This is a genomic window from Crossiella sp. NPDC003009 (genome assembly GCF_053591555.1).
The window spans coordinates 189,747-202,924 of record NZ_JBSFUA010000011.1 but is presented as its reverse complement, the minus strand read 5'-3'; the positions used below and the strand labels follow the sequence as shown (position 1 = coordinate 202,924).

Below are 13,178 nucleotides of genomic sequence, written 5' to 3'. Positions count from 1 at the left end.
TAACCACAGATAGCACACAAGCGACCGCGCGGAGTATTCGGAAGGGCTTCTGTTATGGAACTTCTCCAGAGGGTGCTTCGCGCGGTTCCCAGCGGAATGAGCACCATGAGCAGCAGAGCCCGCAGCGCCCGACGCCTGGCGACCCTGCTCTCGGCACGTTCGGGGGTGAGCGTGTCGGTGCGCTACGACCGGGAGCTGCGGCGCTACCGGGTGGTCTGGGCCAGTGGCCCTGACCAGGCGCAGATGCAGACCCTGGCGGTGACCAGCGTGGCCGCGGTGCCCGACTTCAGCATCGGCGAGCTGTTCTGGTCCAGGACTCCCGCGTAGGCGCCACAAGCCACTACGCGGGCAAGCCGCCCCGGTGGCGGCGGGTTTTCCGGGCCTGCAACCCGGCCGCCACCGGTTCGGCAACCACGACTTCACCCCCGTTTCCCTGCGGGAGCCCTCCGAGCTGTCATGCCGGGACAGCTCAGGCGACCACCAGCCGGTCGAGCAACGCCGCCAGCTCGACCGGCTTGGTGGCCATTGGCCAATGCCCCGTGCCGATCTCCGCGCGCACCCACTCGCGTCCGTAGCCGGGCAGTTCGTGGGCCGGGCCGTCGCCGGTGCAGTGCAGGAACACCCGCGGCACCGGCGAGGAGTCCGGGGCGGTCAGCTCGATGACCTCGCGGTGGGTGGCGATCGGCACGCCCTCGGCATGCCTGCGCAGCCAGGCCAGGTGCTCGCCGGTCAGGCCGTGCTCGCCGTAGTAGGCGTCCAGGATCTCATCGCCGATGAACGGGATCCGCCAGCCCTGGCCTTCGGCGTCGGCCATGGCCTGCATGATCTCCTCCACGCCCTCGGCCAGGTCGAACAGCCGCTGGCCGTGCCGCGGGGTCACCCCGGCCACGTAGATCACCTTGGCCAGCCGCTGCGGGATCCGGTCGGCGACCACGGTGACCACCGCCCCGGCGTAGCTGTGCCCGACCAGCACCACGTCGGTGAGCTCCTCGGCCTCGATCGCGGCGATCACGTCCTGGACGTGGTCGGACAGGTTCGTCTCCGGGGTGCCCAGGTGCGCTCGGTCGCCGAAACCGGTCAGCGTCACGGCATGCACCTGATGCCCGGCCTCGCGCAGCCTCGGCGTGACTGCCCGCCACGCCCACGCGCCCAGCCACGCCCCGCCCACCAGCACGATGTTCGCCATCTCTCTGTCCTCCCAGTCATTGTTTCCGCTGGTGAGAACGCTAGGATCAAATCCGGACAGTATCCGCCCGGATTCACCAGGGGAGTGGCCCGTGTCACATCCGACGACGCGGATCCTGGCGTTGCTGGAACTGCTCCAGGCCCACCACCGGCTCACCGGCGCGGAGCTGGCCCGCCGCCTGGAGGTCGATGAGCGCACCGTGCGCCGCTACGCCACCCGCCTGGCCGAGCTCGGCATCCCGGTGCAGGCCGAACGCGGCCGCTACGGCGGCTACCGGCTGCTGCCCGGCTACAAGCTGCCGCCGCTGATGTTCACCGACGAGGAAGCCGTCGCGGTCGTCCTCGGCCTGCTCGCCGGGGCCCGCCTCGGCCTGGCCACCACCGCCCCCGCCGTGGACAGCGCACTGGCCAAGCTCCAGCGGGTGCTGCCGGCTCAGCTGCGCGAACGCACCGCCGCGGTGCGCGAGGCCCTGGACTTCACCCTCGCCCCGCGCCAGGCCCGCGCCCCCGGCACCGGCACCCTGCTCACCCTCGGCGAGGCCACCAGCCGGCGCCGCCGGGTCCGCCTGGCCTACCGCTCCTACCAGGGCGAGGACAGCGACCGCGAGCTCGACCCCTACGGCCTGGTCTTCCACCACGGCCGCTGGTACGTCACCGGCTACGACCATCACCGCGCCGACCTGCGCACCTTCCGCCTGGACCGCATCCGCGAGGTCACCATCACCGAGCAGGCCTTCACCCCGCCCGCGGACTTCGACCCGGTCGGCCACGTCACCCAGGCCCTGGCAGGGGTGCCCTACGCCTGGGAGGTCCAGGTCACCCTGCGCACCACGCTGGAAGAAGCCCGCCGCCGCGTCCCGGCCACCACCGCCACCCTCACCGAGACCGAGGACGGCGTGCTGATGCGCACCCGTGCCGAACGCCTGGACGGGATGGCGATGATGCTGGCCGGGCTGGGCTGGCCCTTCCGCATCCACCACCCGGAAGAGCTGAGAGCCGAGGTCAGGGCGCACGCGGCGCGACTGGTGGCGGCCAGCGAGGACTAGCTGGAAGATCCAGCCGGCCCCGGCGGGGAAGTCGGGGGGTAGCTTCCCGCGCCGGGGCACCGGCTTCTGGCCGGGACAACGCCCGACCGCCAGGTTCGTCGCTCCGCGCAGCGTGAGCGTTACACCGCGGAGCGAGAAATCCCCGCCGGGATCGCACACTTGACCCTCACGCCACGTGAGGCCACAGGCTCGGAGCCGTCAACGAAAGGAGCGGGGAAGGTGAGCTACTCGGTCGGCCAGGTCTCCCGGTTCGCCGGCGTCACGGTGCGCACGCTGCACCACTACGACGAGATCGGCCTGCTCAGCCCGAGCGGCCGAACTCTGGCCGGATACCGCCGCTACGAGCAGGAGGACCTGGACCGGCTCCAGCAGATCCTGTTCTACCGCGAGCTCGGCTTCCCCCTCGACGAGATCTCGACCCTGCTGGACGACCCGGCCGTGGACCCGCGCGAACACCTGCGCCGTCAGCACGCCCTGCTGACCGACCGGATCGAACGCCTCCAGCAGATGGTCAAGGCCGTCGAACACACGATGGAGGCACGAGCCATGGGCAACGCACTGACCCCGCAAGAGCAGTTCGAGGTCTTCGGCAACTGGCGCCCCGAACCCGGCTACGCCGAGCGCGCCGAGGCCCGCTGGGGCCACACCCAGGAGTGGCAGGAGGGCATGCCCAAAGCCGCGACCATGACCAAGGAGGAGTGGGTCGCCGACCAGGAGCGGGTGGCCACCTGGGTCAGCGACCTGGAGCAGCTGCTGGACTCCGGCGCCGCCCCGGACGGCCCCGCCGCGCTGGCCCTGGCCGAGCGGCACCGGGACATGCTGACGAAGTTCTTCGACTGCTCCTACCCGGTGCAGGTCAGCATCGCCGAAAGCTACGTCACCGAGCCCGAGCAGTTCGCCTTCCTCGTCCGCCCGGAACGGCAGCGGCCCGGCATGGCCGAGTTCATCCGGGACGCGGTCAAGGCCAACGCCGCCAACGCGGGTTAACTGGCCCGCCACTCCTCCAGGGAGGGCAGCACGTAGTCCACCAACGAGGGCAGCTGCGGTGCGAGCGCGAGGAAGGCGATCGCCCGCAGCACCCCGACGCCGTTGACGAACTTCGAGACCTCCGCATCCAGCTCCCGCAGGCCCTCGCGGCGCGCGCCCCGGTTGTAGGCGGCTGCCAGCTCGGGGCCGAGCGCGGCCAGGTCCCACTCCACCGGACCCAGCGTGACCAGCTCGAAGTCGGCGTAGCGCGGCCCGTCCACCCCGGCGAAGATGTTCGCTGGCGGGGAGTCCCCGTGGATGGGCTGAACGTCGATACCGGGGAACCTCTCCTCGAAGGCGGCCCGCGACCGCACCAGCGGCTCCAGCTCCGCCCACTCCCGGCGGGCCCGCGCCACGTCGGCGGCGCTGATCGGGCTGGGGCCCCGCTCGAGCTGGGTGAGGCCCTCGGTGATGAAGTCCGGTTCGGCCGCCGACAGGTAGGACAACCGGCCCGGGTAGTCGCGCAGTGCGGCATGCAGCCGCGCGGTGCTCTCGGCGTTGACCGCGTAGTCGGGCTCGCGGCTCCGGTCCTCTTCGACGAACTGCCAGAACGTCATGGAGAACCCATCCCGCGCCACGGGTTCGCGCGCCACCAACGGGCTCGGCGGGATCACCGGCACGTCGTGCTGGTCCAGCCAGCAGGTCACGTCCAGCTCGGCCTGCTGCCGCTGCGCCAGGGTGTGCACGGTGGCCGACTCCGGCAGCACGACCGGCATCCGGGCCACCACCGGGGCCGGCGCGAGGTGCACGACCACCGAGAACACCTCGTGCAGCACCCTGGCGTCGGTGACGGTCAGCCCGCGTTCGCGCCCCGCGGCGACCGCGGCGTCCACCGCGGCGGCGGTGCGGCGGGCGATCTGCTCCGGGGTCAAGAACTCAGCCATGGCCGGCGCCAGCTCCGTTCAGCCAGGACGCCACCAGGTGGTGTCCGATCGAGTCCAGCTTGAAAGCTTGCGGATCCGCGGCCACCCGCGCCCGGATCTCTTGGGCGGTGAACCAGCGCGCCTCCACCAGCTCCGCCTCATCCACCGCGATCGCCTCATCGAGGGCGGTGGCGTGGAAACCCACCATCAGCCCGGCCGGGAACGGCCAGGCCTGCGAGGCCAGGTAGGACACCGGCCCCACCAGCACCCCGGCCTCCTCGGCGACCTCCCGGCGCACCGCGTCCTCCAGGCTCTCCCCGATCTCGACGAACCCGGCCAGCGTGGAGAACGCGCCCTCGGCCGCGCCGCGGTGCCGCCCGAGCAGGCAGCGCCGGGGTTCGCCGGGGGAGGTGACCAGCACGATCACCGCCGGTTCGATCCGGGGGAACAGCAGCCGGGCGCACCCGGACGCGCCGCACACCCGCAGGTGCCCGCCGTCGCGGACCTCGGTGGCGTGCCCGCAGGTGCCGCAGAAGCGCTGGTTGCGGTGCCAGTGCAGCAGCCCCTTGGCGTAGGCCAGCAGCGTGGACTCCGCCGCGGGCACCGAGGGGAACAGCGCACGAATGTCCACAGTGGACTCCGCGCCGCAGCGGCGCAGCGCCTCGGCCTCGTCCACATCGGACAGATCAACGGCGAACCGGCCGTCCTGCCCGTCCAGCGCGAGGAACACCGGCTCCGCACCGGCCCACGACTCCTCGGTGGCCGCGGGCAGCGCCACCGGCACACCGCCGGTGGTCAGGCAGCGGTCCCGCCACAGCGGCAGCACCGTCGAGCCCGGCCGGGCGCGCACCTCCGCCAGCCACGCCGGGTCACCACGATGCCCGCCTGCCCGGTCCAGTGGTAGTCCGTTGTAGGCGATGGCCAGTTCGGGCACTAGCGGGCTCCAGGCAGTCAGGTCGGCGGTGAGGGGCCAACTCCACCGTCCGCGGACTCGACCGTCAAGATAATTACGTGTCAGCCAGCCCCCGCCCGCGCAAACCCACCGGCCATGGTCACGGGCACGGTCACGGCCCGGCCGAACCCGTCTCCCGCCGGGTCCGGACCCTGCTGACCGCCCTGCTCGCCCCGCTGGCGCTGGCCGCGGTGCTCGGCGGCATCCTGCTCTACCCCTTCGGCAGCCGGCAGGCCACCGGCGGCGACCTCGGCCTCAACCGCACCCCGGTGCACGCCGAGGTCACCGCGGTCAGCCAGGAACCCTGCCCCTCCGGCGGCCAGGGCGAGTCCTGCCAGGCGGTCATGGCCAAGCTCACCGACGGCCCCGGCGCGGGCGCCACCGTGCGCCTTGCCGTGCCGCTGGGACCCAGCGCGCCGAAGTTCACCATCGGTGACGCGGTGGTGCTGGCCTACTCCGGCGAGGGCAACCCGCGCGAGGGCACCGCCTACGAACTGGTCGACTTCCAGCGCGGCCTGCCCCTCGGCGTGCTGGCCGCGATCTTCGCCCTGGCCGTGCTGGTGCTGGCCCGCTGGCGCGGCCTGGCCGCGCTGGGCGCGCTCGCGCTGAGCTTCCTGGTGCTGATGTACTTCATGCTGCCGGCGATCCTGGCCGGGAAGAGCCCGCTGGCCGTGGCGGTGGTCGGCGCGGGCATCATCATGTTCGCCGCCCTGTACCTGACCCACGGCTTCAGCGCCCGGACCTCCACCGCCGTGCTCGGCACCCTGGCCAGCCTGCTGCTCATCGGTTTCCTCGGCGCGGCCTTCGTCGGCCTGACCCACCTGACCGGCCTGGACGAGGACACCACCAACCTGATCACCCTGCTCGGCCGCCCGGTGGACACCCAGGGCCTGCTGCTGGCCGGGATCATCATCGGCGCCCTGGGCGTGCTCGACGACGTCACCGTCACCCAGGCCAGCGCCGTGTGGGAGCTGCGCCGCGCCAACCCAGCCCTGAACTGGCGACGCCTGTACGCCGCGGGCCTGCGCATCGGCCGCGACCACGCCGGCTCGGCGGTCAACACCCTGTTCATGGCCTACGCCGGCGCGGCCCTGCCGATGCTGATCACCTTCTCCGTCTCCGGCCGCACCTTCGGCGAGATCGCCACCACCCAGCACCTGGCCACCGAGATCGTCCGGACTCTCATCGGCAGCATCGGCCTGGTCGCCGCCGTCCCGGTCACCACCCTGCTCGCCGCCCTGGTCGCCGTCCGCGAACCCATCCCCGACCCCCCGGATGCAGACGCCCCCGAGCCCGGCCCCGAACCCGAGGGCGAAGTCGCCGCCGAGCCCGCACGCCCCCAACCCGCGGTGACCGGCGCGCACCAGCGCCCCCCAGCCACCGGAACCCAGCCCCGCCTGTCCCCGCCCACCGCCTCCAACCCCCGCCTGCGCCCCCCGGCCCCACCCGGCGGCCCCGCCCGCCCCGCACCTGCCCACCCCGCCGACCGCCGCCCGCCGCACCCCAGCGAGCGCTCGAACCCGGCCCTCAACCCCGGCTCCGGTCACTGGCCCGTCCCTAGCCCACCCCCGGATCCAGTCCTCAACCCGGGCTCCGGCCAGTGGCCTGTTCCCAGCCCACCCCCGGATCCAGCCTTCAACCCCGGTTCCGGCCGGTGGCCCGCTCCCAGCCCCGGCCCGGACCCGGACCGCGCCTTCACCACCGGCCAGTGGCCAACCCCCGCCTCACCCCGCCCGATCCGCCCCACCCCACTGCCCAACCCCACCGAGCCACCCCCCGCCGAACCCCGCCCCGCCCCTGACGCGCGGCGACCCCCACCGCCGCCCTCGCAGCAGTGGGGATCGCCCCAACCCGACCAGCCCGCACCGGATCACCCGGGACCGACGCACCGGCCCCGGCACCGGCGCGACTGAGCGGGAAGCTCACTCCCGGCAGCGCTTGTTCTTGTTGATGCAGTTCACCACCCGGTTCATGATCGACTGTGACATGACGTTGGCGAAGTCGTCGTGGTCGGAGAAGGGGTTGTGCGCCTCCTCCGGGAAGGAGTCCACCGCGTACCGGCGCTGCTGCTGGATGTCCAGGGGAATGTTGTAGGTCAAGGAGATCCGCAGCTGCGGCACCGCCCGCGTGCCCCGCGGGCAGCGCCCGGAGTTCGCGTCCGGGAACTGGATGTGGTCGCGGTGGTTCGCGCTGTCGATGTTGCGGCCGTCCCAGCAGCTCGGGAAGTCGTGCACCCGCTTGACCTTGCTGCCCTGCGGACAGACCGGATACTTGTTGATCAACCGGTTCTCGAAGCCGGTGCAGGTCCAGGAGGCGCGGGCGTTCTTGGTGCCGTTGGTGGAGACCTTGGCATCGCCGTAGAGGATGCGCAGGAAGCGCGGCATCGCGGTGACCTTGCCGGTGGGGCTGCCGCGGAAGCTCAGGTCCACCACCTCCGGCCGCTGGATCTCCCCGGCGTTGCCGGGCAGCTCGTTGTTGCCGTCGGCGTCCAGCAGGCTCGCCTTGGGTGACTCGAAGACCTCGGCGTTGTCCTGCTTGACCTCACACCGCTCCAGCCCAGCCGTCTCCGGCTGCTGACCGCTTTGCGAGACCACCTGCCGGATGGCCTCGATGACCACCGCGCGCAGCTGGGTCAGCGGCTCGATCACCTCCTTCTGCACCTGTTCCTGGTTGGCCGGGTCCACCCCGCGCAGCCGCTCGATGGCCTCCTCGATCTGCGCGTCGAGCTCGTCGAGGCGCTTCTCGACCTCCGGCTGGGACTCATCCGGCACGTCGGTCAGCTTGCTGGCCACATCGGGGCAGCTCACCACGTCCTTCTTGATCTGCGGGCCGCCGGTGCCGCCGCGCTGGCCCTTGGGGTTCTGCACGTCGTCGCCGCGGTCGATGCGCACCACCGGCCAGAAGTAGGTCGACTTGTCGCCGTTCTTGCAGGTCGTGCCCGCGCGTTTCAAGCTCTCATTCGTGGAGTCGGCATCGGTGGACAGGTTTCCGACATAGTCGTGCAGGTGCTCGGCGCCATTGCGCACACCGGGCTGGGCGATGAAGTTGTCCGGATTGAAGTGGCCGTTCTCGTTGCGGCCGCAATCCACGGTGAACGTGCCCCTGGTCGCGTCGTTCTCTCCTCTCGGGGTACGGACGTTCGGTCTGACCGTTCGGATGTCGACGTACTGGTCTTCCGGCCCCTGTCCGTCAGCCAGCGCCGAGCCCGGCTGCACCGAGGAGGTGATCACCGCGACCACCCCGGCGAGCAGCGTCATCGTGATGAACGCGGCGAGGAAAGCGGCCCGTCGGGACGGGAGTCTGTGCAAGGCCATGCGAGGTCACCTCACAGGTCAAGGTGCGTGAAAGGCATGCGTGTGCCGTACTTCGCCGGGATTCCGAGGCACCCGTGAACCCGACATGGGAAATACGGGTCGGAACCAGCCGAAGCTCACCCAGTTGCCTCGCGTTATCAAAACGTTATTCAATGCGGGCGCGTTCCTCGGCCGCCTCGAGCTGCTCCGCGGAGACCCACCGCCGCAACGGCAGGACGGTCACCAGCATCAGCACCGCACACCCGGCGAACACCGCGGCGGGCGGGGCCAGCGCACCCAGCAGTCCGCCCAGTGCCGCGCCGATCGGCGTGCTGCCGTAGTTGATCATCCGGAACGCGCCGCCGACCCGGCCCAGCTCCGCACGCGGCGCGGTGCGCTGCCGCACCGACATCGCCACCGCCTGCCACATGCCGCCGAGCACGCTGGCCACCGTCATCACCACCCCCAGCGCCCAGCCGGAGAGGGCCAGCGGCGCGGCGAAGAACACCGCCCAGCCGAGCCTGGTCAGCCGCAGCAACCGTGCCCGGCCGCACAGCCGCTCACCGCGTCCGGACAGCAGCGACCCCACGGCCGCGCCGACCCCGCTAGCCCCGAGCAGCAACCCGTAGCCGGTCGCGGTCAAACCCAGCGGACCACGGGCGTAGCCGAGGAAGACGATCAGGAACGCCGCGTAGGCCGCCATCGCCGTCCCGCTGACCGCGAAGAGCACCAACAGGATCGGCTGCCGCAACACCGGAGCCAGCCCACCACGCAGACCAGCCCCGCTACGCCGTACCGGCACCGAGGGCAGCGGAATCCCGCGCAGCAGCAGCGCCGCGGCGAGACAAGCGATCCCGGCGGCCAGCGCGGGCAACCCGATCGCCAGGCTCGCCGCCAGACCAGCCACCGCGGGCCCCAGCGCCTGCTGGGCGAGCCGGGTGGCCACCGACATCGCACCGTTGGCGCCAGTCAGCTTCTCCGGAGGAACCAGCTCCGGCACGGTCACCTCGGCCGCGGTGTCGGCCAGCAGTTGCAGGCACACGGCCAGGAAGACCGAGACCACCAGCACCGGTACCGGTGAGAGCCCGGCGCTGAGCAACAACCCGGCTACTAGCAATACCAGACCGCGGCCCAGTTGGGCCAATCGGAGCAGTCGCCGCCGATCCGCCGCGTCCACCAGCACCCCGGCCGGCACCGCGAACAACAGCCACGGCAGGCTGCCCGCCGTGCTCACCGCGGCCACCGCCAGCGGCGAACCGGTCGCCGACTCCGCGATCAGCGTGCCGGCCACGACCACCACCCCGGTCGCCGAATCCGACAGCGCGGTGGTGCCCAGCAGGCGGTGGAACGAGGTCACCGGCATGCCGCGAGCCTGCCACCCGTCAGCCCCCTGGCCGCGGGGATGTGATCAGCGCGGCGGCAGCGGCAACGGCAGTGCGGGCAGCCCGTCGATGCTGGTGCCGTTGGTCGGCACCTTCTCGCAGTAGGCGGCGAAGTCGGTGTCGGAGCGGCGCCCGAAGTACTGCGCGTGCAGCGTGCGCTCGGCCCGGTAGTCCAGCAGCGGCACCGCGAACCCGCAGCTGTCGCTGACCCGCTGCACCGCCACCAGGATCACCGCGCGCAGCCCCGGCCCATCCGCCTCGCCAAAACCGGCCACCAGGTCGGCGAAGCGCGGGTCGTCGCGGAAGACCGGCTCGCCGTGGCCGTGCACCCGCAGCACCATCGGCGGACCGTTGAAAGCGCACCACATCAGCGTGATCCGCCCGTTCTCCCGCAGGTGCGCGATGGTCTCGGCGTGACTGCCGCCGAAGTCCAGGAAGGCCAGCGTGCGCTCGTCCAGCACCCGCAGCGACCCGGCCCGCCCCTTGGGTGAGAGGTTTACGTGCCCCGAGCCGGACAGCGGCGCCGTGGCCACGAAGAACACCGGCTGCTCGGCGATGAACGCGCGGAGCCTGTCCTCGATCCCGTCATAGTTCCTCCCCATGATCGGCAGTCTGGCCGCCGCCACTGGCAATCCGCTGACGCCGGTTGCCGAGAAGCCGGGAGACCCTCTAGCATTGTGATATCACTTTTTCCTGGGGAGGAACCTCGATGGCGCACATCCTCTGTCTCGCCCCCGGCGCGGCGGGACACGTCAACCCCCTGCTCGGCGTGGTCAGCGAACTGAGCGCGCGCGGGCACCGGATCAGCTTCGCCACCACCAAGGACTACGCGCCCAGGGTCGCCGAGGCGGGCGCGGAACCGGTCGTCTACCACTCCGTCATCGAGGAGTCCTGGGGCGATGAGGACCCGCCGGACTTCACCGGCGAGGAGATCGTCCGGCTGATGGGCCTGGGCGTCACCGAGACCGAGACCCAGCTGCCCGTGCTGGAGCAGGCATTCGCCGGCGATGCGCCCGACCTGGTGCTCTACGACGGCATGCAGCTGCTGCGCTGGGTCGGCCCGTTCCTCGGCGACCGCTGGGGTGTGCCGACGGTGCAGAGCTGCCCGTCGCTGGTCAGCAACGAACACTGGTCCATGACCGACGAGCACGTGGAGTTCGACCCCGGTCACCCCGGCTTCACCGAGGTGCTGGGCAGGCTCGGTGCCCTTGCCGCGCAACGGAAAGCGCGCTTCGACTTCGGCGGACTGTTCGACGACTCGCTCAGTGCGCGGCACCTGGTCTTCGTGCCACGGGAGTTCCAGCCCGCGGGGGAGACCTTCTCCGCGCGCTACCGCTTCGTCGGGCCCTGTCTCGGTCAGCGGTCCTTCCAAGGAGAGTGGGAACCGCCGAACTCGGTGCGGCCACGGGTGTTCATCTCACTCGGCACCGCCTACAACCGGCAGCCGGAGTTCTTCCGCACCTGCCTGGCCGCCTTCGCCGGACTGCCCATCCACGTAGTGCTGGCCATCGGCGACCAGGTCGAGCGCGCCGCCCTCGGCGAAATTCCCGCCAATGTGGAGGTGCACGAGTTCGTGCCGCAACTCTCCGTGCTGGAACAGGTCGACCTGTTCGTCACGCACGCGGGTATGGGCTCCACGATGGAGGGACTGCACCTGGGCGTGCCGTTGCTGGCGGTGCCGCAGATGGCCGAACAGCGGGTCAACGCCGACCGGATCGAGGCACTCGGCCTTGGTCGTCAGCTCGCGCCGGAGGAGGTGACCGCGGCGACTCTGCGCGAGGCCGCGCTGGCCGTGGTCGCCGACGGTGCGATGGCCAAACGCGTTGCCGCGTACCGTAAGCGCTCGCAGGCTGCAGGCGGCGCAACGGCGGCTGCGGACGTGGTGGAGGAGCTGTTGTGAGCGAGTCGATCGGCGAGCTGGTGCGTGACTGGGTGCATGGCTGGGCGCGCTGCCGAGACGTGGCCGCGCCGGTCGCGGTGCCCGAGGGCTTCCGGCTGCAGGTCGACCGGCCCGGCCACCTGGCCCGCCACGTGCTGCCGGAGTTCGACCCGGACACCGTGCGGGCATTGGCCGATCGACTCTCCACTGTGGACAACTGGCTGAAGGTGTGCGGCCCGCCCGAACAGGTGGCCGCCTGCCTGTCCCCGCGGTGGTCGGTGGGCGCGCCGGAGTTCCTGATGAGCACCGCCCTCCAGTCGCGGCCACCGCTGCCGACCTCTTATACGGTCGAGGTGGCTGGTAACGGGGAGGTCGTCGACGTGCGGCTGCGCGCGGACGACGGGGAGGTCGCGGCCAGCGGCCGGATTGGGCTGGCCGGGACCGCCGCGGTCATCGACCAGGTGGAGACCGCGCCCGCGCACCGGCGGCGCGGCCTGGGCCGGATCGTGATGGACCGGCTCGGCGCGCAGGCCCTGGACCGGGACGCGCGCCGGGCCGTGCTGGTGGCCACCGCGGACGGCCACGGCCTCTATCGCGCCCTCGGCTGGACCACCCACTCCCCGGTCACCGCCGCCCGCCGCGACTTCTGACCAGCGCGTTTGCCCTCGGCGGTGACCCGCGCTACATTCAACCCATCGGTTAATTAACAAGGCGGTTGAATACAGATGAGCGACGCGAGACCTGATACCGAGGATCAGCTCAGTGCGGTGTTCGCGGCGCTCGCCGACCCCACCCGCCGAGCCATCCTGGCCCGGCTCACGGAAGGGGAGGCCACGGTCAACCAGATCGCCGAACCGTTCGCGATGAGCCTGCCCGCGGTCTCCAAACACCTCAAGGTGCTGGAGCGCGCCGGGCTGATCACCCGCGGACGCGAGGCGCAGTGGCGGCCCTGCCGGTTGGACGCACGTCCGCTGGAAGGAGCCACCGACTGGCTGGAGCGGTACCGGAAGTTCTGGTCCGACAGCTTCGACCGCCTCGACGACCACCTGCGCCGCCTCCAGCAGCGGCAGGCGCCCGGCCAACAGGAAGGACAGCACGATGACTGAGGCAGTGGCCACCAGGGAGTTCACCCTCACCCGGGTCTTCAACGCCCCGCGCGACCTGGTGTACCGGTCCTGGACCGACCCCGACGACGCGACCCACTGGTGGGGCCCGGACAACTTCACCACCCCCAGGGACACCATGTCCTTCGACGTGCGCCCCGGCGGCCAGTGGCAGGCCTGCATGGTCAACGACGCCACCGGCGAGCAGTTCCCCAGCAGCGGCGTCTACCGCGAGGTCGTGCCCGGCGAACGGCTCGTGTTCACCTGGGGCAGGCAGGGCGACCCCGATGAGCACAAGCCGGTGGTCACCATCGAGCTCACCGACCAGGGCGAGCACACCCAGATGGTCTTCCACCTCGTCGGACACCTGGCGGAGGGCGACTTACTGGAGATGGAAGACGGCTGGAGCGAGTGCATCGCCCGCAGCATGACCCACCTGTCCCGCTGAG

Annotated in this window: 14 protein-coding genes; 8 read left to right on the top strand and 6 right to left on the bottom strand. The window is 71.5% G+C overall.

What is annotated here, in order from left to right; genetic code table 11:
* The first annotated feature begins 105 nt into the window (after positions 1–105).
* Entirely contained in the window at positions 106–327 is a 222-nt protein-coding gene (locus ACWDY5_RS15475) for a hypothetical protein (protein ID WP_252479419.1), read from the top strand.
* 142 nt (positions 328–469) lie between these two features.
* On the opposite strand, the gene ACWDY5_RS15470 is transcribed toward ACWDY5_RS15475, so the two are convergent.
* Positions 470–1,186 carry an alpha/beta fold hydrolase gene (locus ACWDY5_RS15470; protein ID WP_449722859.1) on the bottom strand — a complete coding sequence of 239 codons (717 nt, stop codon included), beginning with the start codon at positions 1,184–1,186 and terminating at the stop codon, positions 470–472.
* A gap of 91 nt (positions 1,187–1,277) precedes the next feature.
* On the opposite strand from ACWDY5_RS15470, the gene ACWDY5_RS15465 reads away from it, so the two are divergent.
* Both ACWDY5_RS15465 and ACWDY5_RS15460 read left to right on the top strand, forming a co-directional pair.
* A complete protein-coding gene (locus ACWDY5_RS15465; RefSeq protein ID WP_449722858.1) occupies positions 1,278–2,231 on the top strand; it encodes a helix-turn-helix transcriptional regulator in 954 nt (317 codons plus the stop codon).
* Positions 2,232–2,450: 219 nt separating this feature from the next.
* Positions 2,451–3,218 carry a MerR family transcriptional regulator gene (locus ACWDY5_RS15460; RefSeq protein ID WP_449722857.1) on the top strand — a complete coding sequence of 256 codons (768 nt, stop codon included), beginning with the start codon at positions 2,451–2,453 and terminating at the stop codon, positions 3,216–3,218.
* On the opposite strand, the gene ACWDY5_RS15455 is transcribed toward ACWDY5_RS15460, so the two are convergent.
* Both ACWDY5_RS15455 and nudC read right to left on the bottom strand, forming a co-directional pair.
* On the bottom strand, positions 3,215–4,141 hold the full coding sequence (locus ACWDY5_RS15455; RefSeq protein WP_449722856.1) for a phosphotransferase: 927 nt from the start codon (positions 4,139–4,141) through the stop codon (positions 3,215–3,217). The two genes, ACWDY5_RS15460 and ACWDY5_RS15455, sit on opposite strands and share 4 nt — an antisense overlap.
* Positions 4,134–5,054, bottom strand: coding sequence for an NAD(+) diphosphatase (gene nudC / locus ACWDY5_RS15450; protein WP_449722855.1), 921 nt, complete (start codon positions 5,052–5,054; stop codon positions 4,134–4,136). Before nudC ends, ACWDY5_RS15455 begins: the two co-directional genes overlap by 8 nt.
* A 77-nt stretch (positions 5,055–5,131) precedes the next feature.
* Between nudC and ACWDY5_RS15445 the strand changes: the two genes are divergently transcribed.
* Positions 5,132–6,985, top strand: a complete 1,854-nt coding sequence (locus ACWDY5_RS15445) for a YibE/F family protein (protein ID WP_449722854.1) — start codon at positions 5,132–5,134, stop codon at positions 6,983–6,985.
* A gap of 9 nt (positions 6,986–6,994) precedes the next feature.
* Here ACWDY5_RS15445 and ACWDY5_RS15440 read toward each other — a convergent pair whose 3' ends face one another.
* From ACWDY5_RS15440 to ACWDY5_RS15430, 3 genes are all read right to left on the bottom strand, one after another.
* Positions 6,995–8,386 carry a DUF1996 domain-containing protein gene (locus tag ACWDY5_RS15440; protein WP_449722853.1) on the bottom strand — a complete coding sequence of 464 codons (1,392 nt, stop codon included), beginning with the start codon at positions 8,384–8,386 and terminating at the stop codon, positions 6,995–6,997.
* Positions 8,387–8,531: 145 nt separating this feature from the next.
* Positions 8,532–9,728 (bottom strand): MFS transporter, encoded by a 1,197-nt coding sequence (locus ACWDY5_RS15435; protein WP_449722852.1) that lies wholly within the window; start codon positions 9,726–9,728, stop codon positions 8,532–8,534.
* A 45-nt stretch (positions 9,729–9,773) separates the two neighbouring features.
* Positions 9,774–10,349 carry a pyridoxamine 5'-phosphate oxidase family protein gene (locus ACWDY5_RS15430; RefSeq protein WP_449722851.1) on the bottom strand — a complete coding sequence of 192 codons (576 nt, stop codon included), beginning with the start codon at positions 10,347–10,349 and terminating at the stop codon, positions 9,774–9,776.
* Positions 10,350–10,456: 107 nt separating this feature from the next.
* Here ACWDY5_RS15430 and ACWDY5_RS15425 point away from each other — a divergent pair, with 107 nt between their 5' ends.
* From ACWDY5_RS15425 to ACWDY5_RS15410, 4 genes are all read left to right on the top strand, one after another.
* The gene (locus ACWDY5_RS15425; protein ID WP_449722850.1) at positions 10,457–11,647 is read left to right on the top strand and encodes a macrolide family glycosyltransferase; all 1,191 of its coding nucleotides are present in this window, start codon (positions 10,457–10,459) and stop codon (positions 11,645–11,647) included.
* Positions 11,644–12,276: a GNAT family N-acetyltransferase gene (locus ACWDY5_RS15420; protein ID WP_449722849.1), complete on the top strand. Its 633-nt coding sequence runs from the start codon at positions 11,644–11,646 to the stop codon at positions 12,274–12,276. The genes ACWDY5_RS15425 and ACWDY5_RS15420 overlap by 4 nt, the downstream gene beginning before the upstream one ends.
* Positions 12,277–12,351: 75 nt before the next feature.
* Positions 12,352–12,732, top strand: a complete 381-nt coding sequence (locus tag ACWDY5_RS15415) for an ArsR/SmtB family transcription factor (RefSeq protein WP_283658705.1) — start codon at positions 12,352–12,354, stop codon at positions 12,730–12,732.
* Complete coding sequence (locus tag ACWDY5_RS15410; RefSeq protein WP_449722848.1) at positions 12,725–13,177, top strand: SRPBCC family protein; 453 nt, start codon at positions 12,725–12,727, stop codon at positions 13,175–13,177. The genes ACWDY5_RS15415 and ACWDY5_RS15410 overlap by 8 nt, the downstream gene beginning before the upstream one ends.
* Position 13,178: the final 1 nt, after the last annotated feature.

Coding starts and splice junctions, on each gene's coding strand:
- ACWDY5_RS15475 (WP_252479419.1), top strand. CDS start 106: ATGAGCAGCAGAGCCCGCAGCGCCCGACGCCTGGCGACCCTGCTCTCG.
- ACWDY5_RS15470 (WP_449722859.1), bottom strand. CDS start 1,186: ATGGCGAACATCGTGCTGGTGGGCGGGGCGTGGCTGGGCGCGTGGGCG.
- ACWDY5_RS15455 (WP_449722856.1), bottom strand. CDS start 4,141: ATGGCTGAGTTCTTGACCCCGGAGCAGATCGCCCGCCGCACCGCCGCC.
- ACWDY5_RS15440 (WP_449722853.1), bottom strand. CDS start 8,386: ATGGCCTTGCACAGACTCCCGTCCCGACGGGCCGCTTTCCTCGCCGCG.
- ACWDY5_RS15435 (WP_449722852.1), bottom strand. CDS start 9,728: ATGCCGGTGACCTCGTTCCACCGCCTGCTGGGCACCACCGCGCTGTCG.
- ACWDY5_RS15430 (WP_449722851.1), bottom strand. CDS start 10,349: ATGGGGAGGAACTATGACGGGATCGAGGACAGGCTCCGCGCGTTCATC.
- ACWDY5_RS15425 (WP_449722850.1), top strand. CDS start 10,457: ATGGCGCACATCCTCTGTCTCGCCCCCGGCGCGGCGGGACACGTCAAC.
- ACWDY5_RS15415 (WP_283658705.1), top strand. CDS start 12,352: ATGAGCGACGCGAGACCTGATACCGAGGATCAGCTCAGTGCGGTGTTC.
- ACWDY5_RS15410 (WP_449722848.1), top strand. CDS start 12,725: ATGACTGAGGCAGTGGCCACCAGGGAGTTCACCCTCACCCGGGTCTTC.